This window comes from Pseudoalteromonas prydzensis (assembly GCF_011050055.1).
GTDB classification, from domain to species: Bacteria; Pseudomonadota; Gammaproteobacteria; order Enterobacterales; family Alteromonadaceae; genus Pseudoalteromonas; species Pseudoalteromonas prydzensis_A.
Genome location: NZ_DRGM01000056.1, coordinates 1 through 22,067 on the forward strand (window position 1 = coordinate 1; position 22,067 = coordinate 22,067).

Consider the following 22,067-nt stretch of genomic DNA (forward strand, 5'->3'; position numbering starts at 1 on the left):
ATATACAACTGATCGATCAAATCATTACTGCCATCTGCATTATCATAAATGAACAGCGCATCTTCTAAAATGAAAGGGCCATCTTCATCATTAATTTGATTTATCGGTGAGGGTGACGAGTACGCTTTTGCCTTTGTTTGGCTATAGAAAAAGTCAGTATGCCACTCAAGACCGCCTAAGCTGCTATTGAACATAAAGCCAGTCGAGAGACTCTCAAATGGCGTATCCAGATAATCGTCTTGATTTGGGTAATAGGCACAAATGTCTTCGCCAAATTCAGTTGTAACTAATTCAGTTTGGCAATTTGGCGCTGGCAATTCATTCCCATCACGCGAGCTGTAATAATAAATATTCGGTGCGTTTTCAAGTTTTGGTAAGTACGAATAACTATTTACTAGTGGCGATGATGCCGTGAAATCACGATCGGTGGCTTTAAAGGCGTTACGGTCAAAAATATCGGCAAAAACCGTTAAGTTACTCTCACCAATGTTTGTACCGTATACTAGGTTAAGTTGTTTTTTACCTTCATCATGACTGTTAAAGCTATTTGCGTAGGATGCATTTACTTCAGCGCCTTCAAAGTCATCTTTTAAAATATAGTTAATTACACCCGCGACGGCATCTGCACCGTAAACCGCTGAAGCACCGGTTGCAAGAATATCAATGCGCTCGATAGCTGCCAGTGGAATTGAGTTCACATCGACAAAGTTTTCCGTGCCAGCAGCAAATGAGCTGGGCGCAACTCGGCGGCCGTTAATCAGTGTTAATGTGGCTGATGGGCCCATGCCACGAAGGCTTGCAGCAGATTGCCCCGCAGGGGTTGAGGTTGACGTGCCACCGCTTTCTGAGGTGGAAAAAGTGCCGCTACCACCTTTGAATACGGACAAATCCTTTAGTAATTCGTGAATCGTGTTGGCGCCAGAGCGTTTGATGGCATCTTGATCTAATACCGTTAATGGGATCGTTCCTTCAAGATCGACGCCTTTTAAACGTGATCCGGTGACTTCTACTCGTTCAATGTTTTCAGCTTTAGTGTTTTCTTGCGCATACAAAAAAGTTGGGCAAAGCACTGCGCTTATTGCCGTTGCAATTGTTAATTGACGAAACATATGGGTTTACCTTTGTCTTTATTTTAAGCACAGGTGTACTGTACAGTGCTTATTTTTTGATTATTTAGACAGGGCCGTGATCGATAGACACAGTTAGCCCCTCACAGAGAATGTGAGGTAGTGGCTACTCGTCAAACCACTCCGAAAGGTAGTGAGGAGAGTAGAAATATGTACACAGCGATGTTGCGTTTTTAAACATAATTCCAATCCAAAAGGTTTTTGACAAAGCTAGTATTTGGGTGCTAGCTTACTCGCGATTTAAAAGTTCCTTATTTTTATAGCAAGCATAAAGTTTTACTGCAAGCTATTTTTTATCATTTTTTACATGAGTATAACATTATGGAAAACTTTCGGGAACATCTTGCAAAGAGCTCTAAATGTGGTTTTTTTGCTGCTTTTATACTGACAATAGCTGCTTTTTCGGCGAATATATCTGCAAATCAAACTGAGCAAACCTTGCTGTTAGTCGGTGGCGCATTGACGACTTGTTCAAGTTTAAGTCCTAAAAATTGCATTGAAAAAACATCATTAATAGGAAAAAAAGCGAATCAATTTCAATTGACAGGCAAAGCACTACGAGAAATAAAAAGCCAATGGCCTGATGATAGTACTAATAATCGCAATGAAACCTTGCGGGTTTTATCAAAAATTGCCAAGCAACAGCCTGATCTTATCGATAAAGGCTCTTTACTGTGGGCTTGGCGGGATTTAGATAGCCGTTCGCTCAATAATTTAACTGACCGAGAATATAACTTTGTGACTGATATGCTGGAAGTGGCGGTTGTAGATGCTAAAGGCCAGCGCATAAAAGAAACGGTGCAAAGTAAACAAAATAATGAACTGGCTGCCAATGATATAGTTAATTTTATTTCCGCAACCGCTAAAGTAAATAGTGAACAGCCGAGCTTATTAGCTATCACAGCATCGAGTCGCGACCCTTATGAATCGGCTGACTTTTACGAAGGCCTACTGAATTTTGATGGTGTTGAAAGTACCTGGCTTGCATTAACGCCGGCATTAGCACAAGCAATCACAACTGGGCAATGTGAAAAACTAGCGCAATTTCGTGAGCAAAATATGCAGGTGTTTAATCGCCACAAAATCTACCCTGATCGTATTCAAGCAGAGCAACAATTATGCGACGCGGGTGTTGATAATTTAGTTGCAAAAATCGAATCTGCAACAGGCATTATGCTCAACGGTGGCGACCAAAGTTTAACTCGAAAAGTGTTATTTGATGATGCGGGCAAGCCGTATCCATGGTTTGATGCTATACGTACACGTCCGTTATTGGTAGGTACAAGTGCAGGCACAGCCATTCAAAGTGGTGGCAGTAACCAGTTTGGTAGTGTTGCGATGATCACCAATGGTACTAGCTTAGCTGCATTACGCGATGGTGCGCATGCCGTTTCTGCACCGAGTGAACGTTGTGAAGATGATTGTAGCCAAGGGCTAAGCGCAGATGCATTAACTTATCAAACTAATGGTGGGTTGGGCAGCTTTAGTGCAGGTATAGTCGATACCCACTTTAGTGAGCGAAATCGTACTGTGCGTTTAGCGACATTGCTTGCAAAAACAGGGCAACAGTATGGCTTTGGTGTTGATGAAACGACAGCCTTGGTATTCATAAAATCACAACAGAGTACGATTGTGACAGTACTAGGTAAGCATGGGGTAGTACATCTAAATAAGGGCAAAGATAAATACAGTTTTGATTATTCATTTTGGCCAGCCGGTGCGATTATAGATGTAACATCCCAAGGCTACCAATTAAGCCAACGTACTATAGACAGCGTTTTGCCTGCGATTAAAATGCCGCCTTTGCCGGTGCAGCGTTTTAATAACATACTTAGCGATGCTAAATTACGCTCTCTAACCCAAGCAATGTGTTTAAGTAATGAGCAGTCAGCGGTAGGTCAGCAAGATGAGTTTATAGTGACTTTAAATGCCAGCAAAAATACCCAATACCAGCGATTAAATTCAAGCCGTTATGGTTGTGCAATTACGCAACTTAACGTGACTGTTACAACGATTCAGTAAGCTTTTAGATAAGCTGCTTATGTCGTAAGCAGCTTATTTTAACGTGCTAACCTCACTCAGCTCTTACGCTAGTATCGGTGATGTTGTAGTGTACGTGCTACTGATACTAAGCAGCGCGATGATTATTCCACTTGCTTAAAATAGCTGCTCTCAACACCTCCTCTGGCGATATTTTATATTCTGCATTTACGCGTTTATTTAGTTATCGAGTTGTGCTGATTTTTATCGCGCAGTCAAGCCTTTTTACAGCCCTTTACATACCCTAACATCTTTGCAAAATAATTCTCAATTAGCATTGGCAAGTTTAATAAATTAATTTAGAATGATCGTTCATTCTAAATTAAGGGTAGTTAACATGCAGCGTTCTCGCGTCGTTCTTTTTACTGTTACCGCTTTAGCAAGTGCCGTTGTTTTATCTGGTTGCGATCAAACTCAGCAGGCGAGTGCGCAAGCGCAACAACCATCTCCAGTTGGCGTCATCACATTAAAAAGCCAATCATTAACGCTCACTAAGGAGCTACCTGGGCGAGTAACCGCGTCTCAAGTGGCGGAAATTCGTCCTCAGGTAAACGGCATTATTCAATCTCGTTTATTCACTCAAGGTGCCGAAGTTAAAAAAGGTCAGGCGTTATACCAAATCGATCCAGCTACATTTGAAGCGCAAGTTGCGACCAGTAGAGCGGCGATCACTAAAGCACAAGCGAGTATTGCTAATGCCAAAGCTAAGTCAGAGCGGTATTCAGAGTTATTAGCAATAAAAGCAGTAAGCCAGCAAGATTATGACGAAGCAGATGCTAATTATAAAGGTGCTCAAGCGGACTTATTAACTGCGCAAGCGCAGTTGAAAACGGCGCAAATTAATCTTAATTACAGTAAAGTTTTGTCGCCTATTAGCGGTCAAATTGGTAAATCTAATGTCACGGCTGGTGCCTTGGTTAGTGCGAACCAAGCAACGACATTAGCAACTGTCACCCAGCTTGATCCTATCTATGTTGACTTAACTCAATCGAGCAGTGAATTAACACGGTTGAAAAAAGCGATAGCCAACGGTGAGCTTGATAAAGACTTAGCAATCCATTCAGAAGTTGAACTAAAAATGGAAGATGGCTCAGTGTATCAACACAAAGGTACTTTACAGTTTTCTGAAGTGACAGTTGACCCAAGCACAGGCTCAGTAACGTTACGTGCTGAATTTCCAAATCCAGAAAAACTATTGCTGCCAGGCATGTATGTGAGAGCGGTGATTGTGGAAGGCGTAAAAACTAACGCGATTTTAGCACCACAACGTGGTGTTAGCCGTAACACCAAAGGCGAGCCTACGGCGATGGTGGTGAGTAAAGAAAACACTGTTGAAGCACGGGTATTAAAAACTGACCGCACAGTCGGTGCTAATTGGTTAGTGACAAGTGGCTTAAATGATGGCGATCAATTGATTGTTGAAGGCTTACAAAAAATAGCCCCTGGCGCACCTGTTAATGCCGTGCCAGCCGAAACCGCAGCTAAAACTCAATAACGGAGTATTTTAATGTCACGATTTTTTATCGACAGGCCTATTTTTGCATGGGTACTGGCCATAGTGGTTATGTTGGCAGGTATACTGGCGATCAAAGGGCTACCCATTGCTCAGTATCCTGCGATTGCGCCGCCAGCAATTAGTATTCAAGCAAACTATCCTGGTGCGTCTGCACGCACACTAGAAGATACAGTAACGCAAGTTATTGAACAAAAGATGAAAGGCTTAGATGGCTTGTTGTACATGTCATCAACCTCTGAATCAAACGGCTCAGCTTCATTAACGCTGACGTTTGATGCGGATACCGACCCTGATATTGCACAGGTGCAAGTGCAAAACAAACTCGCCTTAGCTACGCCATTGTTGCCGCAAGAAGTGCAGCGTCAAGGTGTATCGGTGGCCAAATCTGCCCGTAACTTTTTAATGGTGGTGGGTTTTGTATCTGAAGATGGCAGCATGAATAACATCGACATTGGTGATTATGTTGCTTCCAATGTGCAGGATATTGTCTCGCGGGTAAATGGGGTAGGTGAAGTACAGCTGTTTGGCTCGCAGTATGCGATGCGTATCTGGCTTGACCCTAATATGCTGCAAAAATATAAACTGACTCCTGCTGATATTAGTGCATCAATCAGTGCGCAAAATGCGCAAGTATCTGCCGGCCAGCTAGGCGCTCTTCCGGCTATTTCTGGTCAGCAGCTTAATGCCACAGTGACGGCGCAAAGCCGATTACAAACCCCTGATCAGTTTAGAGATATTTTTGTAAAAACCAACCCCGATGGCTCCGTTGTACGTTTAGGCGATGTTGCTAAAGTTGAACTCGGTGGTGAAAACTACGGTGTTGTGGCACGTTTTAATGGCAAGCCAGCATCAGGCTTAGGGGTCAAACTGGCCAGTGGCGCAAACGCACTCGATACTGCTGCAGGTGTAAAAGCCGCATTAGCGGAACTAGAACCGTTTTTTCCTGAAGGCTTAGCAAGTGTTGTACCTTACGATACTACGCCATTCGTTTCTTTATCGATTGAAAAAGTAGTCAGTACATTAATTGAAGCGGTTGTGCTGGTGTTTTTAGTTATGTATCTGTTTTTACAGAACTTTAGAGCAACACTAATTCCGACCATTGCAGTGCCGGTGGTCTTGCTTGGTACGTTTGCTGTACTGCAAGTATTGGGCTATTCAATTAATACCTTAACTATGTTTGCCATGGTATTAGCTATCGGCTTATTAGTGGATGACGCCATCGTTGTGGTTGAAAACGTTGAGCGGGTAATGACCGAAGAAAAGCTGTCACCGCTTGAGGCAACCCGCAAATCAATGGATGAGATCAAAGGTGCGTTGGTCGGTATTGCTATGGTGCTATCTGCGGTATTTGTGCCAATGGCGTTTTTTGCAGGCTCCACAGGGGTTATTTATCGTCAGTTCTCAGTGACCTTAGTAACAGCGATGAGTTTATCTGTGTTAGTGGCACTTATTTTAACACCGGCGCTGTGTGCAACCATGTTAAAGCCAAGTCACGTACATAATAACAAATCATTGTTTGGTCGTTTCTTTATCGGCTTTAACCGTGGTTTTGATAAAACTAATAATGGCGCACAGAGCTTTGTTGGTCGCATGATCAAACACAGTAAACGTTATTTATTGTGCTATGGCTTAATTGTTGGTGGCATGATTTTTATCTTCTCACAATTGCCTTCTGCATTTTTACCAGACGAAGACCAAGGTATCTTATTTAACCAAGTAAGTTTACCAGCCGGTGCGACAACGGAGCAGACATTAAAAGTTGTAGAGAAAATGGAAAAGCATTTCCTCGAAGATCAATCTGAAGCGGTACGCTCAGTATTTAGTGTTACGGGCTTTAGTTTTGCAGGGTCGGGTCAAAATGCGGCGATTGGCTTTGTAGGCTTGAAACATTGGGATGAACGCCAACGTGATGATTTATCAGTCGGTGCCGTTGCAGGAAAAGCAATGGGTTACTTCTCAACGATTAAAGAAGCCTTTGTATTTGCCTTCCCACCACCTGCGGTAGTAGAACTAGGTACTGCTAATGGTTTTACCCTATTTTTACAAGACAGGGTGGGACTCGGTCACGATAAACTATTAGAAGCGCGTAATATGTTGCTTGGTATGGCCGCACAAAGCCCTGTACTTGCAGGTGTGCGTCCTAATGGTCAAGAGGACAAACCAGAGCTTGAGTTGGATATTGATTTAGCAAAAGCAGAAGCGTTCGGCCTGAAACAAAGTGATATCAATAATACCTTGTCTACAGCGTGGGGTAGTAGCTATGTAAATGACTTTATTGACCGTGGTCGAGTGAAGAAAGTTTACCTGCAAGGCACGCCTGAATCACGTATGGCACCTGAGGACTTAGACAAATGGTACGTACGTAACAGCAGTGGTGAAATGGTGCCATTTACTGCGTTTGCTCAGTCATATTGGACTTATGGCTCGCCTCGTCTTGAGCGTTATAACGGTTTTTCAGCGATGGAAATTCAAGGCTCAGCAGCGCCTGGTTACAGTACCGGCCAAGCCATGGATGAAATGGAAAAACTGGTTAAACAATTACCGCCAGGTATTGCCTTTGAGTGGACAGGTATTTCATACGAAGAGCGTTTAAGCGGCGGTCAGGCGCCATTGTTATATGCGCTGTCGTTGCTAGTGGTGTTTTTATGTTTAGCGGCGCTTTATGAAAGTTGGTCTGTTCCGGCTGCGGTTATGATGATTGTACCTTTAGGTGTATTTGGTGCGGCGATGGCGGCCTTTGTCGCTAATTTATCGAATGATATTTACCTACAAGTGGGCTTATTAACGACCATCGGGCTTGCATCTAAAAATGCTATTTTGATTGTGGAATTTGCGATCCACAAAATGGATGAAGGTATGGGCTTAGTGGAAGCTGCAATTGCTGCAGTACGGTTACGACTGCGTCCTATCATGATGACATCTATGGCGTTTATTTGCGGCGTATTACCACTGGCTATTGCCTCAAGTGCCGGTTCTGGTGCGCAAAATGCGCTGGGTATCTCAGTCATTGGTGGCACACTCGCATCATCAATTATTGTGGTGGTGTTTGTACCATTATTTTTTGTATTGGTAAGACGTGTGTTCCCTGGTAAACATGCGCAAGCTAAGCAGGAGCAGGTGTAATGAAATTAAAAACGCTGAGTTTAGCAACGTTAAGTGTATTGGTGTTAAGTGCTTGCCAAATGGCGCCTGTGCTTGAGGACATCCAATTACCAGTACCAGATAGTTATGCAGTGCAGGGCGAGCAAGGCAATATTGCTGATTTAAACTGGCAGCAGTTTTTTGCCAATGAAAAATTGCAACGCTTAATTGAATTAACGCTGCAACATAATAAAGACATTAAACTGGCTGCACTTAATGTGCAGCAAGTGCGTGCGCTTTATCAAATTGAGGATTCTGCGTTATATCCTGCAATTGATTTTTCAGCATCGGGCAATCGCCAGCGCGTACCTGCTGATTTATCATCAACCGGGAATGCCCAAATTACTCAAAGCTATTCTGCAACCGTTGGTATGACGGCATATGAGTTGGATTTATGGGGTAAAATTCGTAATCAATCTGATCAAGCACTGCAAACCTTGTATGCCTCAGAGCAAGCACAAACCAGTGTGAAAATTAGTTTAATTTCGGAGTTGGTAAATGCATGGCTCAATTATGCTGCGGATAAAGAGCAACTAGCCCTGGCAATGGAAACGCTTAAGAGTCAGCAACAATCTCTAACGCTCACCGAAAAAACCTATGCATTAGGGGCGGCGTCAAAGCTAACCCTTGCGCAAATTCAAAGTACGGTTGCGACCGCGAAAGTGGATATTGCGAATTATCAGCGCTTATTAAAACGTGACAAAAATGCCTTGGATTTATTAGTTGGCCAATCGGTGACGACACAATTACTGCCTGCTGAGAGTTTAGATGAAGTATTAAACTTTCCAACGGTGCCAGTTGGCTTGCCGTCAGAATTGCTTGAGCAACGCCCTGATATTAAAGCTGCTGAATACCGTTTATTAGCGGCGAATGCCAATATTGGTGTGGCTAAGGCGGCATTTTTCCCAAGCATTAGTTTAACGGCTAATGCCGGGAGTGCCTCGAGTGAACTTGATAATTTGTTTTCCGGCGGCACGGGGACTTGGAGTTTTATTCCCTCTATTAACCTGCCTATTTTTAATATGGGCCGAAATCAAGCTAACTTAGATGTTGCGCAAACTCAGCAGCAGATTGCACTGACAACCTATCAGCAAACCATTCAACAAGCGTTTAAGGAAGTCTCTGATGCGTTGGTTGATCGCCAAGGCTATATGCAGCAGTTAAAGGCACTTGAAGAGCTGTACAGCAGCAACCAAATATCCTTTTCGCTCTCAGAAGCGCGTTTTGATAAAGGTGCTGATAGCTATTTACAAGTCCTAGATGCACAACGTAACTGGGTGAGTGCAGGGCAGCAGTTGATCCGTGGTAAGCAAGCCTATATTGCCAGTCAAATTAATTTGTATAAAGCGGTTGGTGGTGGTTGGCAGCGTCCGGCCAACACAGTGAATAACCGCTAAAGCCCGCGGTTAGCTATTTTATCGCTAGTTTATAAAGTTCTTGATTGTAACGCACAGGGTCAGTGGTTAAGATCATGTAAATTAGCGATAATGATTAGGTTAAAAGAAAAGCGGCGCTTTTCGCGATTACCTGGCAGGAAAACATGAAAGAAAAATCGAAAAGACAAACCGATCCTGCATTGGCGCAGGCTCGGCGTGATCAAGTATTGTGTGCGGCAGCAGATTGCTTTCGTCGTAAAGGCTATCACGGTGCAGGAATGGCAGAAATATCAAAGACCGCAGGGATGAGCGCAGGCCATATTTATAATTACTTTGCCAGTAAAGAAGCTATTATAGAATCGATTATTGAACAGGATATGGAAAAAATGTTCTCTATTTTTCAGGAGTTTGAAGATCAACCCGGTGACTTAGTAACGATTTTACTCGATGGTTTAGACCATGCAGTTGATCATCATACTGATGTAAACCAAGGGGCACTTGATTTAGAAATGTTTGCAGAAGCGGCGCGCAACGACAAAGTGGCAGAGCAGTTGCGAAAGTCAGATTGTTACGCCAGAGAGAAAATGCGTAATCTGTTATTGAGTGAACGTAGTTTAATAAAAGATCTTAGTGCAACTGAACTTGAAAGCCGTATCGAAGTGATGTTTGCAATGATAAATGGGATTACCTTACGTAAAACCCTTAATCCACATGTTGATAAAGCAACGCTGTTATTAGCGCTTCGCCCTGCAATGCGGGTGCTTTTGGTTCCTTTCTCTTGTAATAAATAAAATTGGGCTGATTATCAGCCCAATTATTAAACAATTTAAATTCGTTCCAAAGACCATTGCACCGCGATTATCGCAATCACGAGTGAGCCTGCGGGCATGACCCATTTTTGATACCACTGATAGTTTCTGGCCCAAATAAGTACAGGTAGGGCAACAACTAAGATAGCCAGTTGGCCTATTTCTACGCCTAAATTAAATGCTAATACGCTGAGTAATTGATAATCACTCGATAAGCCCAGCTCACCTAAAACGCTGGCAAAGCCCATACCATGCAATAAACCAAACGCAAATGTTACCCAACCCAAGCGTATAACCAAAGGCCAAATATTGTTAAGTGCTGCAAATAACACTGATATGGCGATGCCTAATTCAACCCAGCGGCTATTAGGCGAGACCAGTTGCATTGCCGTTGCTGTCAGCGTAATTGAATGGGCTAAGGTAAAGGCGGTGACTATCCATGCGGTGTGCTTAAAAATGGTGGCTTTAGATTCTATCCCTTGCCATTTACTGGTTTTTCTAACTAATACGCAGGTTAGTAACAGGGCAATTAAAAACAAAATATGATCTAAACCAAGCCAAATATGTAGCACGCCTTGGTACACATACTGGTTAAAGGTTGTCAGGTAACTGCTCGTCGCAAAATCAAAGGTTTGTGCTGGATTATCTTTACTGATAACACGGGTTTGTTGATTGATAGTCACGATTGCTTTGTGATTGGCGTCGGTCTCAAAAAAAGCCGTATATGCAAGCGTTAGGGCATCATTACTTGCAGCTGTAGGGCAGGCTAACTGCAAGGCAATCACCACATAAGGTTGATTAAAGTGAGAGTCAAGCTGTAAGGGCGCGCTGCTAGAGAATGCACAAGCCTGTTCATCGATTGATTTTGCAGTTGTTGATTTTGCAGTTAAAGAAGTGAGTACGAAGTCGCTGATTGCACTGTGTTTTGCGGTTATCTCATGCCATGCAATATCGCCATCTTGGTTTAAATCAAACGCTATTTGTTGTTCTAGATCAGTGACATTAATTTGCCAACTGCCTGTAAATTGGCTGTCATTGGTTGCATCTAAAGTAATATAACTAGTACTTAATTGATGTGCCTGTGCGGTGCTTACAAGAAACAAACATACGCCGCACAGCAAGTGACGAATAAATATCTTCATAGTGATGCTCCTTGCGCACGAGTGAGTAGTTGCTGATCGGCATCAAGTTTAGCTTGTTGCCAATTGATCTCTGCCCAGTACAGGGCCTTTTCAGGCTGTTTGTTGATGTCTAAATAATAATGCGCTAAGTCACTGGCATGGAAGCGATCTTGGCGTAATTCACGCAGTGCCACTCGTTGTGCCATTAAATTTTGCCATTGCGTCAGCGAGTTATCCTTGTAGTGTTGCTCTGCAATTGCTAAGCGCAGTAACAAGGCATCTTCTAAATTTTGTTTATCAGTGACCAGTGCTGGCAAAGTGTTGAGAACTTTTTGATAATTCCCCTGTGCTAAATGAATATCAGCCCATAATACCACCAGACTTACCGGTGCATTGCTAAGTGGTATAGATTGGATATGACCAAGCGCTGCATCGGGTTTATTAAGTCTCAGTGCCATTTCAGCTAATACGTGGCGAGTGTCATCGTTTTGTTTATTGCTCAAAATACTATTCTTTAAGCTTTGATAACTTTGTGCTAATTGTCCGTCTTGGCTGAGCACATCGAGTGTGCAGGTATTAACAACATCCATTGTTGTTAACCCTATTAGTTGCAAGCACTGTTTCTTAGCGGCTTTAAATTCACCTTGTACCATCAGCATATTCGCTCGCAGTAGTTGGGTGTTAATATGGTTTGGATCGCGTTTTAATACTGCTTCTGTGATTGCCATCGCTTCTGAAAATTGATGCTCGCGTTGTAAAACGCGTGCGTACATATAGCCAAGTTGTGGCGTTGCAGATTGTGCATAGCGTTGTTGTAATTGATTTTTGAGCAGACCTTGACGTAGCTCTGTTTTACCCACTTGTTGGCTTTGCTTTAGTAAGGCCATTAATTCATCTTGGTTTAGCTGTGCGGTGTTGGTTGCCCGTGCTGTTGCGATGATGTCGTTATCTGCTGGGGTGAAAGGCTCAGCGGCTGCATTCAATGAGAGTAATAATATAAGATAAGTAAAAGTGCGGCCAGTCATGGTGTTCTCCTTAAAAAGGCCATCCATGGCCTGCAAGTTTGCTGTAGTATGGTTTAATTGTTGCCTAACAGATCATCAAAGTCGGCAGTTTCGTCTGCATTGGTAAACGTACGACCATTGATGCTCAGCGGTTTATCGCTGGCGGCTTGGTTAAACGCCGCGCGGCCAAATTGTGCAAAATCAACTTCAAGTGTTTCAATGGTGATATCGACCATTGCTGTTACTTGACTGTTGACACCATCACTTACTGCAAAGGTAAAGCTGTCTGAACCGGTTGTTTCAAGGTTAGGTGTGTAGGTATAGCTGCCATCACTGTTGACAACCACAGTCCCTAACATTGGTTCGGTCACTAGGCTAAACGTTAGTTTATCGCCTTCTGGATCAGACCCTTCGAGCATGTCTTCAATCGCCACTTCAGTTTGTGTGGTCACCATAGCAGCAGACGCTGTGGGGGCTTTATTCACCACAGGTGGCGTGGTTACTTTGTTATCGTCGTCATCGTTACAGGCGCTGAGCGTAAGCGCAGCAAGCAGTAACCCTAGATGTGATAATTTAAAGTGTTGCATGAGTGTGCTCCTTATTTAGACCCAGCAAGCGGTGTTGCTAAGTAAGGGAAGCTGGCATCCATCATAGTGGCGTTAAGTGGTGCACCATCTGTAAACGGTACATTACCAACACTGGCATCATCTGTCGCACATAGACCTAAATCTGTATCGGTACCGTTAACTGGGATTGGGTAGCATAAACGACCCATCACTACACGTAGTGCAATATCAACCACGTCATCACCAGGGCGACGACCATTTGGGAAACCCGCTAAATCATCACCAGCCACACCAAAGGCAGATTGATCAGCCTGCGCTTTTGCGGCAATGGCAGTATTTAGGCGCAGCATTTCGGCGCCGGTTACTGTTGCTAACTGGTTTACCCCGGGGAAGCCCGTTAAAAACGCAGTAACTAAATCATTACGTGGGAAATTAGTCGGTGCTAAGGTAGCAAGGTTTGCACCTAAGGTGGTGTTCACAGCATCTTTAAACAAAATGTTTAACAGCTCAGGTAAAGATGGGTGCGTGACGTAGTCAATAAATTGTCCGTCATCCTTAGGTGCAGAGGTAGAGAAAGTATCTTTATCTTTTAAGCCAATAACTAATTCATTAACAAGCGGATTACCTAAGCGAGACACTTGGGTTAATGCGCCGCCATTAGCAGCGTTGTTAGCAAATTTAGCATTTGGGTTTAAAATGCGTGCTTGTGGCAAGCTGGCCGTAGTCCAAGTACCGATAGTGCCATTACCTTCACCCGTTACACAGGCTTTAGGTACTTCTACGGCGATCGCGGTCACGTTTTTGTCAGCTAGATCATCGTTTGCCACATCTTGGGTAATACCACCAGGGAAGCCTTCGCCATCACCGGCGCCTGGTGCGCTATCGCCTTCAACCGGTACATAGTTAACTAAATCAAAGGTTTTACCTAGGTTAACGACAAACGGGTCTTTACGTTGACCAACAAATACTTTTGCCATCGCGTCGCAACCTGGGATGGCAACTTGATAGACAAATTGCGCTGCGTAGTTTTTGTAACCATCCATTGATGAGAATGTTTTATCACCAATATAATCTAGCGGCTTATGAAATTCATTGCTGCTGGTCATGGTATTGGTCAGCATGGTTTTACTACCAGTGCGCTGCTCACCGGCGATCATGGTCATAGTGTATGATTCACTAAAGTTAACCGCCGCATTGTTACCCGCGGCAACACCCCCGACGTTTTTCAGTGGCACTGCAACGCTACGTTGGTTACCTTCTGGCCCTACGGTTAATGCGACCCCTTGGTTATCATTCGGCAGCATACTTTTGAAGTTAAATGCAAAGGTAATATCTTCAACGGCATCACCATCATTATCGATGTGGATGCTGTAAGTTGCATCAGGGTCCATAGCAAAGTAGTTTGGCCCGCCATAGCCATCTTGCAGTGGAATGTAGTTAGCAATCAAGGTGACATAATCACCACGGCCTTGCTCATAACTATTAAAGGCATAAAAATCGGTTGAATCTAAAGTTGGGAAGCGGCTGATATTCGGTGCTTCACGGTGACTGGACGCCTCTGTTGCGGCGCTTACTAAGGTACTACATACTACTACTGCTAAGATTGACTCAGTTAAAGCTTTCATGACTGTATCCTTTAGTTTTAAATAGTGGTCATTACTAATACGCACAGTGGTTACCATTGGATGCAATGAAAAGTAAATAATATTAATATAATGTGTATTTGTTTTTATGTTGCTGATTTTAATCAAATAAAAAACCAGCATTAGCTGGTTTTTTATGGTGGGTTACTGGTTTATTTACAGTAAAATCAACTCAGTGGTGTATAACACTTCGGTGGGCGAGCCCGTTGGCGAGCCACCAATGGGTTCTAAACTTACGGCGAGTAATGCGATATCTTGTGCATTAAAGCGAGCGTCTTTTAATAACGATTTAACCCCGTCTTTTGGTAACAAACCTAAAGAAATAGGTGCATCTTGGCCTTTTAATATCATCCATAACTCATAGTCTTTATCGGTTCTGGCGGTCAATTTATCGCTGGCTTTTATTGATAAACCTTGTTCGTTAACATCAATAAACCACAGCGGCTGTTCGCTGGCATCTTTAAACAGCGCAATTTGTTGAGTCAGTTGACTAACAGGTGCTTGCGGCTGCCAAACAATCAGTGCTAACACAATGCTCGCAGCGGTGGCAATTAACGACCACGCTTTCCAAATACTTGCTTTAGGGGTGAGCACCTTACTTGGCTCAGTGAGCTGTTGAGGGGAAATACGTTGCGAGATTGTTTCCCATACATGGCTATCGGGTGGCACGGACTTGATTGAACTGGCCAAATCATTTAAATGTTGCTCCCACATCCATGTCGCTTCTCTAACGCGATTAGACGAGAGCATTAATCGTTGAAAGCGTTTGCGGGCAGGGCCTTTTAAGGTGCCAAGTACATATTCAGCCGCTAACATATCGATGAGTTTTTGGTTGTCATAATTCATAACGTTAAGCACCTTTGCAACTGTTGCAAACCGCGTCTGATCCAGCTTTTTACTGTCCCAAGCGGGGTCTCAATATGATCAACTAACTCACTGTGAGTTAAGCCTTTGTAATAGGCTAAGTGGATCGCTTGTTTTTGCTGTTCATCTAGTTGCTCTATGCAATCAACGAGTTTACTGCCATCTTCATAATCTACTTCTAATGGTAAATCTGTGAGATCGTCGGCGCTTGCATAGTCATCATCCAATGCTTGCTCTTTGCGCACCTTGTGATAGCGCAATGAGTCTAAACTTCGGTAGCGAACAATGCTGATCATCCAACTGATCACAGTTCCTTTAGTGACTTGATATTCCGATGCGTTATGCCAAATTTTTACAAATGCATCTTGCAAGGCTTCTTCTGCATGAGCACGATTACTTAGCATCTTTAAACTAATTGCAAATAGTTTTGGGCTAGTGGCGTTATATAACTTGGCAAATGCCTGTTTATTGCCCTGAGCGGTTGCGCTAAGCAGAGGTAACAATTCGTCCGTTTCCATAGAGTTCCTACTATTCTTTTCATTAAGTAAACGTTTAATAACGTCAAATGGATGCAAAAAACCAACTAAATGATGAGGGCTTAACTTTATTTTCATTATTTTCCATCACTTAGCCTAGCAGCTAAATACGGCTTCGCAAGTTACGAGGATCAACTTTTCATTGGCTGGGGGAAATTATTAAGTTGCTCACTATTTGCCCTTATTAGCTTGTTAGCTACTGCGATTTCAGCAATAAAGACTATTTTTTTGAGCAAACTATAAAAAAATTACCTTTTCATACTAAATGCTTTGTTTTAGTGATGGTTAAACAGTGCATGAATGTCATACAATGGGGTAAAAATAGACCACATAAGAGAGATTTAAATGGCCGCATTCGGTACTGTATTTATGCCGCAGATGATTCAAGCTCATTTTACTGATAACGCTTGGAGCGAAAGCTCAGTTGTTCCTTCAGATAAAATTGAGCTGCATGCTGGGGCACATGTTCTGCATTATTCAAGTACGTGTTTTGAAGGTTTAAAAGCATTTCGCCATGAAGACGGTTCTGTCTATATTTTCCGTATGGATGCAAATATTGCCCGCATGAAGCAAAGTTCGCACTTATTAAGCTTGCCTGAGGTCGATGGACCGATGCTTGAAAAAATGATTATTGATATTGTTCGTCAATACGCTGATGAAACGCCATTACCACCGGGCTCTATGTATATTCGTCCTACTCATATCGGCACAGAAGCTGCGATTGGTAAAGCGGCCGTTCCCTCACTTAGCTCGCTGTTATATGTATTATTATCACCAGTAGGTGATTATTTTGCAGGTGGTGCAACGGCACTACGAGTATTACTTGAAGAAGACGGTATGCGCTGCGCCCCACATATGGGTATGATCAAAAGTGGTGGTAATTATGCCAGTGCATTAGCACCTATTACAGCGGCTCGTATACAACATAAAGCTGATCAAATCTTATTTTGCCCTGGTGGCGATGTACAAGAGACAGGCGCGGCAAACTTTATCTTAATCGATGGCAATGAAATCATCACCAAAGCGCTAGATAGCACGTTTTTACACGGCGTTACCCGCAGCAGTATTTTAACGATTGCCAAAGATTTAGGAATGACGGTTTCTGAGCGCAACTTTACTGTTACCGAGTTACTTGAGCGTGCTGCAAAGCCTGGCACTGAAGCTGCTTTATCAGGCACGGCTGCGGTACTAACCCCTGTTGGTACTTTTATTCACAATGATAAAGAATATAAAGTGGGCACTGGTGAAGCAGGCCCAACAACTATGCGTTTGCGCCAAGTGTTGAATGATATTCAATGGGGTAAAGCACAAGATAAGCATGGTTGGTTGACTAAAATCGACGTGTAAAGTTACACGATATGTTTTTAATAAAAACCTAAGTTTTATAACTTAGGTTTTTTTATGCCTAAGTTATTTAATAACCTATACTTTTAACTGTGTAAGTTAGGTGTATTGGTGTGTAAAAATAACCGTTTTAAAAAAGCGAGCATCGCAGTACAAGTAGCATAAGATTTTAATACCCTGAAATATATATGAAATTTAATTTTTCTTAAGCCGTGTCAGTGGCGTATAAATTGCAGCTACTGTCTGCTAAAACGAACAACAAAAAGGAATATGTATGTGGGCAGCAATCAGTTATTTATTATTGGCAATTGTATTTATTTTTATGGGTTGGCAGGTTAGTCCAAGCTATTTTTCAGTACTCTTTTACTGGACTGCGTTATCTTTATTGTTGGTCAGTGGCGCCTACTTTTTTAATCTCGCAAAAATATTCCGCAAACGAGAAAATGGCGTTATTCCATTTTATATCCGCTGGGCATTCATTCCTTTTCTACTTGGCGCACAAGTGTACAATGCATGGAGTCGTAAACGCGATAAAGTACCGCCACTGCAGCAAATAAATGAGCACCTGTTTTTAGCGTGTCGTTTGTTTCCCTCTGATATCGATAGTTTAAAAGACAACGGTATAACGGCTATTTTAGATGTAACCTGTGAATTTGATGGACTCGAATGGTCATCAACCCAAGAGAATATAAACTACTTAAATATTCCTGTGCTTGATCATCGTGCGCCAACATCATCGCAATTAAATCAAGCCATTAACTGGATTGCTCATCATGTTAAAAATGATCGTCGCGTCGTGGTGCACTGTGCTTTAGGGCGTGGGCGTTCAGTGTTTGTGATGGCAGCCTATTTATTAAGCCAAGACAAAAATGCCGATGTACATGAGGTGCTTGCACAAATAAAAGAAACCCGCGCAACGGCAAACTTAAACAAACACCAATTGCGTCATTTGGTTAGGCGTCACCGCAAAGGTGAGTTACTTATTAAAAATAAAGCAGTGTTAATTGCCAACCCAGTGTCTGGAACCAAGTTATGGCAGCAAAAAGAGCATTTAATTATTGCCCGTTTATCTACTTATTATGATTTAAAAGTGCTTTGCACGTCAGTGGAGCAAAACGGAATTGTGTTGGCAAAGCAGGCTATTGCTGAAAAACCCGATATGGTCATCGCATGCGGTGGAGATGGTACGGTGGCAGAAGTAGCTAGTGTACTAGTCAATAGCGACTGTAAACTAGGTATTATTCCACTAGGAACAGCTAATGCGTTGGCGCATGTACTAATGGGGATTAAATCTAAACTGATCCCTGTAGAAGTAGCTTGTGATTTGATTATCGACGGGCAGACTAAGCTAATGGATACAGCATACTGTAATGGTGAGTTGATGCTGCTGTTGGCTGGTATTGGCTTTGAACAACATATGATTGAAAAAGCAGATCGGGATACTAAAAACGAGCTGGGTCAGTTTGCATATTTACAAGGGTTTTGGCAGGCTTTAGGGGAACAAAAAGCCCAAGACTTTACCGTACAGTTAGATGATAACGAGCCGCAGCAAATACATACCAATAGTTTAATTATTGCCAACGCGGCACCTTTTACTACGTTATTAGCACAAGGAGGCGGTCAGCCAGATCATTACGATGGTCTATTGGATGTTAATTGGCTAACCCCAAATCAAGATGCATCCACCAATGTATTAAGTATTGCTGAGCTGGTCTTTAGCAGTATCACTCAAGCACACTTTGCTATTAATTCGCATCATACCAATGCGCGACGCGTTGCAATATCGGCAACGGAGGAAATAAAGTATGTGCTTGATGGCGAAGTTAAAAGCGCCGATAAACTGAGCATTGAAATTACCCCGCAATCACTGGCGGTGATCTGTGCGGAGCAGGTCGAGTAACTAAGCTTGTTGCGCGTTATAAGCTATAACGCGCAACGACTGTTATTTCTTTTTAATACTAGGCCATACAAAACCGCTGTTTTGTGGCTGTGTATCTACGCAGTTATCTAAGTATAACTGCTCGACCTTAGCACGTGCCCAAGGCGTTTTGCGTAAAAACTTAAGGCTTGATTTAACGCTCGGATCCGATTTAAAACAGCGAATATCAACGTGCTCACCCATTGCTCTCCAGCCGAGTGTTTGCTCGAGTTTTACTACTATTTGTTCAAGGGTAATACCATGTAACGGGTTGTTTGCTTGCTGATTCATAATTCACTGTTGCTTGATAAAAGTCGCCACTATTGTAGCGTAACTGGACGTTGATACCAATGTGCTATCTATTAGTTAACCCGAATTGTTTTAGGCACGTTTGGGTAAATAATTTCATTTTGCTCATTGAGCATTAGCCAAGTCAACGGACTATTATTGTGGCTTGGGGTTTTGGCAGTGCAGATCACCCGTACGTTAGCCATCAAAATAATAGCTCCTTCACTATAGCGTTTATCTTCATACCAACAAATTGAGTGTTGATCTATCGCCTGTTGTGGATTGAGTAACAATGTTGTTTTTGGCGTATTACTAAAACTAGTTACAGAGTAAATAAAACAAATAAAACAAACACCTATAATACTTAAAATTCGCATGTGCAGCCTTTGCATAAAAAAATAATTACACTAAGCTTATACCTAAACTAGTTTCAGTTGCAATTTAATGCATTTGCTCCCAACCCTTAGGGGTTTTAAGGTGACTTGGCAATAAAATGTGTTAGGGTAAATAATCAACAAAAAATAATTTTTCAAGACAAGGTGAACACATGCAATTTAACCAAACGATGATTGACGAATTTACACTGTTAGCAAAATTCCCATTAACTAGCAAAATGCAGGGGCTAAAACTACACAGTGACGCAGATGAAAGCTTATTAAGTGCGGCACAACGATTATTTGATAAAGGTATTATTGATAGCCCAGATGGCGGATATTTAACAGATCTGGGCTTAGATCTGATAGAGCACCTAACCGTGCTCCACAGTGCGCTGGGTAACTAAGAGAATATCAGGTTGCATCCGGTTGGTTTTGTGGTGCAGCATCAATAAATGCAGCCAACTTGTTACAGCGCTCATAAATGGCTGCTATCTTAGGATACGCAGTCATATCTACGTTAAAGCGATATGCATTAAATACTTGCGGTACTAAACAGACATCGGCAAGACTCGGTTTATCGCCTATGCAATATTGATGGCTACTGTCTAGTAACAGTTCAAGTTTTTCAAAACCTACTTCAACCCAATGACGATACCAAGCATTTTTAGCGTCATCGTCAGCGCCAAGTTCACTGCTTAAATACTTCAGTACCCGCAGATTATCAATAGGGTGAATATCGCAGGCAATGGCATAACATAAATTACGGATCTGGGCTTTTTGCCACGCATCACCAAATAACAGCGGGGTATCTGGGTACGTTTCTTCAAGGTACTCTAAAATAGCCATAGATTGCGCCAGCACACCGTTATCGGTTTCTAGCGCTGGCAGTAACCCTTGTGGGTTTTTAGCAAGATATTCAGGTGCTTGCTGCTCAGATTTTAGCAAGTTAACAGTTACTAACTCATGCTGAATATTTTTTAAATTAAGCGCAATACGCACCCGATATGCCGCTGATGAACGAAAATAACTATAAAGTTTCATGCTGTAATTATCCTTGTGGGCCGCTGTAATGTTTTTTAATGGTACGCCAGCAATCAGTGTAGTTAGGTTGGCGCTGTTTGCCCTCTAATGCGTACTTGGTTGGCGAAATAATGTAACGCGACTCAAACATAAATGCGAGGGTGTTTTCGTAGCGTTGTGGCGCAAGCTCTGCATTTGAGGCCTTTTTAAACACATCGGCTTCTGGGCCATGCGGCGACATACAATTATGCAAACTCATACCACCGGGTACAAAACCGTGCTCTTTGGCATCGTATACGCCTTCAATCAAGCCCATAAACTCACTCATAATATTACGGTGATAATAGGGTGGGCGGAAGGTATTTTCTGCTACCATCCAGCGCGGTGGGAAAATAGCAAAATCAATATTAGCAACGCCTTCAGTACCTGATGGTGAAGTGAGTACTGTAAATATTGATGGATCAGGGTGATCAAAACTGACCGTATTCATCACATTAAAACGAGCTAAATCATATTTATAGGGAGCGCTGTTACCTGTCCAAGCAACTACATCCAGCGGTGAATGCCCAATATCACAGCGGAACATATTACCGTTGAACTTAGCAACCAGTTCAAACTCACCTTCTTTATCTTCAAAGGCAGCTACCGGGTATTGAAAATCGCGGTCGTTAGCGTAGCCGTTGGCGCCCACCGGACCACGCTCAGCTAACACATAAGCATGACCATAGTTTTCACAGATATAACCACGGGCGCTATCACTAAGTAAAATCACTTGGAATTTAATACCACGTGGAATAACTGCAATTTCACCCGCTTTAACCGTTAAGTTACCACATTCGGTTTTAAGTAATAATTCACCTTGCTGCGGCACAAACAACATTTCACCGTCGGCATTGTAGAAATAGCGATCAGTCATCGACTTATTCGCGACATAAACGTGAATGCCAATACCGGTTTGACCATTGGCACTGCCGTTTGCAGCCATCGTTATTAAGCCATCAATAAAATCGGTTGGCGTAGTGGGAATATCAATCGGGTTCCAACGAAGCATTGTTGGTGGAGTTGGTACTTCAGTGATTGGTGCGGTGCGAATTAAACCGTTATCAATGGCGCTATAATCACCTTGCACAACCGAGGGGCGGATACGGTACATCCACGTACGGCGGTTATCAGCACGCGGCGCGGTAAATGCCGTGGTACTAAATTGCTCTGCGTATAAATCGTATTTTACTTTTTGTGGGCTAAATTGGCCGATCGGTAGGGCACCTGGCAAGGCTTCGGTTTCAAACTCATTACCAAATCCGGTCATATATTCTAATTCGCTGGTCATCACTCGACTCCTTTTAGTTTTACTGTAAGATACTCTCAAGTGAGACT

The 22,067-nt window shown here is 42.7% G+C and carries 19 protein-coding genes; 8 read left to right on the forward strand and 11 right to left on the reverse strand.

Annotated elements, in window-relative coordinates; genetic code table 11:
* Nucleotides 1-1,109, reverse strand: a 1,109-nt coding sequence (locus tag ENH88_RS05220; protein WP_304180410.1) for a TonB-dependent receptor plug domain-containing protein, incomplete at its 3' end; no start/stop codon positions are given.
* Nucleotides 1,110-1,448: 339 nt separating this feature from the next.
* On the opposite strand from ENH88_RS05220, the gene ENH88_RS05225 reads away from it, so the two are divergent.
* The 5 genes from ENH88_RS05225 (at nucleotide 1,449) to ENH88_RS05245 (ending at nucleotide 9,991) form a co-directional block, all read left to right on the forward strand.
* Entirely contained in the window at nucleotides 1,449-3,149 is a 1,701-nt protein-coding gene (locus tag ENH88_RS05225) for a cyanophycinase (protein WP_304180412.1), read from the forward strand.
* A 355-nt stretch (nucleotides 3,150-3,504) separates the two neighbouring features.
* Nucleotides 3,505-4,662 carry an efflux RND transporter periplasmic adaptor subunit gene (locus ENH88_RS05230; RefSeq protein ID WP_304180413.1) on the forward strand — a complete coding sequence of 386 codons (1,158 nt, stop codon included), beginning with the start codon at nucleotides 3,505-3,507 and terminating at the stop codon, nucleotides 4,660-4,662.
* Nucleotides 4,663-4,674: 12 nt separating this feature from the next.
* A complete protein-coding gene (locus tag ENH88_RS05235) occupies nucleotides 4,675-7,806 on the forward strand; it encodes an efflux RND transporter permease subunit (RefSeq protein ID WP_304180415.1) in 3,132 nt (1,043 codons plus the stop codon).
* A complete protein-coding gene (locus tag ENH88_RS05240) occupies nucleotides 7,806-9,221 on the forward strand; it encodes an efflux transporter outer membrane subunit (protein ID WP_304180416.1) in 1,416 nt (471 codons plus the stop codon). The genes ENH88_RS05235 and ENH88_RS05240 overlap by 1 nt, the downstream gene beginning before the upstream one ends.
* A 143-nt stretch (nucleotides 9,222-9,364) precedes the next feature.
* Nucleotides 9,365-9,991, forward strand: a complete 627-nt coding sequence (locus tag ENH88_RS05245) for a TetR/AcrR family transcriptional regulator (RefSeq protein WP_304180418.1) — start codon at nucleotides 9,365-9,367, stop codon at nucleotides 9,989-9,991.
* A gap of 35 nt (nucleotides 9,992-10,026) precedes the next feature.
* On the opposite strand, the gene ENH88_RS05250 is transcribed toward ENH88_RS05245, so the two are convergent.
* The 6 genes from ENH88_RS05250 to ENH88_RS05275 form a co-directional block, all read right to left on the reverse strand.
* Nucleotides 10,027-11,151, reverse strand: a complete 1,125-nt coding sequence (locus ENH88_RS05250; RefSeq protein WP_304180420.1) for a HupE/UreJ family protein — start codon at nucleotides 11,149-11,151, stop codon at nucleotides 10,027-10,029.
* On the reverse strand, nucleotides 11,148-12,155 hold the full coding sequence (locus ENH88_RS05255; RefSeq protein WP_304180421.1) for a tetratricopeptide repeat protein: 1,008 nt from the start codon (nucleotides 12,153-12,155) through the stop codon (nucleotides 11,148-11,150). The genes ENH88_RS05250 and ENH88_RS05255 overlap by 4 nt, the downstream gene beginning before the upstream one ends.
* 53 nt (nucleotides 12,156-12,208) lie before the next feature.
* Nucleotides 12,209-12,721 carry an Ig-like domain-containing protein gene (locus ENH88_RS05260; RefSeq protein ID WP_304180424.1) on the reverse strand — a complete coding sequence of 171 codons (513 nt, stop codon included), beginning with the start codon at nucleotides 12,719-12,721 and terminating at the stop codon, nucleotides 12,209-12,211.
* Between the two features lie 11 nt (nucleotides 12,722-12,732).
* A complete protein-coding gene (locus ENH88_RS05265; protein ID WP_304180425.1) occupies nucleotides 12,733-14,325 on the reverse strand; it encodes a DUF4331 domain-containing protein in 1,593 nt (530 codons plus the stop codon).
* A gap of 174 nt (nucleotides 14,326-14,499) precedes the next feature.
* Entirely contained in the window at nucleotides 14,500-15,189 is a 690-nt protein-coding gene (locus ENH88_RS05270; protein ID WP_304180427.1) for an anti-sigma factor, read from the reverse strand.
* Nucleotides 15,186-15,725 carry a sigma-70 family RNA polymerase sigma factor gene (locus tag ENH88_RS05275; protein ID WP_064665384.1) on the reverse strand — a complete coding sequence of 180 codons (540 nt, stop codon included), beginning with the start codon at nucleotides 15,723-15,725 and terminating at the stop codon, nucleotides 15,186-15,188. Before ENH88_RS05275 ends, ENH88_RS05270 begins: the two co-directional genes overlap by 4 nt.
* Before the next feature lie 363 nt (nucleotides 15,726-16,088).
* On the opposite strand from ENH88_RS05275, the gene ENH88_RS05280 reads away from it, so the two are divergent.
* Together ENH88_RS05280 and ENH88_RS05285 are read left to right on the forward strand one after the other, a co-directional pair.
* Nucleotides 16,089-17,090 (forward strand): branched-chain amino acid aminotransferase, encoded by a 1,002-nt coding sequence (locus ENH88_RS05280; protein WP_304180429.1) that lies wholly within the window; start codon nucleotides 16,089-16,091, stop codon nucleotides 17,088-17,090.
* A gap of 271 nt (nucleotides 17,091-17,361) precedes the next feature.
* Nucleotides 17,362-18,987, forward strand: coding sequence for a diacylglycerol kinase family protein (locus ENH88_RS05285; protein ID WP_304180430.1), 1,626 nt, complete (start codon nucleotides 17,362-17,364; stop codon nucleotides 18,985-18,987).
* Nucleotides 18,988-19,029: 42 nt separating this feature from the next.
* On the opposite strand, the gene ENH88_RS05290 is transcribed toward ENH88_RS05285, so the two are convergent.
* On the reverse strand, nucleotides 19,030-19,296 hold the full coding sequence (locus ENH88_RS05290) for a VF530 family protein (protein ID WP_304180432.1): 267 nt from the start codon (nucleotides 19,294-19,296) through the stop codon (nucleotides 19,030-19,032).
* A 71-nt stretch (nucleotides 19,297-19,367) separates the two neighbouring features.
* The gene (locus ENH88_RS05295) at nucleotides 19,368-19,670 is read right to left on the reverse strand and encodes a DUF1496 domain-containing protein (protein ID WP_304180433.1); all 303 of its coding nucleotides are present in this window, start codon (nucleotides 19,668-19,670) and stop codon (nucleotides 19,368-19,370) included.
* Between the two features lie 170 nt (nucleotides 19,671-19,840).
* On the opposite strand from ENH88_RS05295, the gene ENH88_RS05300 reads away from it, so the two are divergent.
* A complete protein-coding gene (locus ENH88_RS05300) occupies nucleotides 19,841-20,074 on the forward strand; it encodes a TIGR02647 family protein (protein ID WP_283709046.1) in 234 nt (77 codons plus the stop codon).
* Between the two features lie 7 nt (nucleotides 20,075-20,081).
* Here the strand turns inward: ENH88_RS05300 and maiA are convergent, their stop codons facing one another.
* Nucleotides 20,082-20,711: a maleylacetoacetate isomerase gene (gene maiA / locus ENH88_RS05305; protein WP_304180435.1), complete on the reverse strand. Its 630-nt coding sequence runs from the start codon at nucleotides 20,709-20,711 to the stop codon at nucleotides 20,082-20,084.
* 7 nt (nucleotides 20,712-20,718) lie between these two features.
* Entirely contained in the window at nucleotides 20,719-22,020 is a 1,302-nt protein-coding gene (gene hmgA / locus ENH88_RS05310) for a homogentisate 1,2-dioxygenase (RefSeq protein WP_304180436.1), read from the reverse strand.
* Between the last annotated feature and the right edge of the window lie 47 nt (nucleotides 22,021-22,067).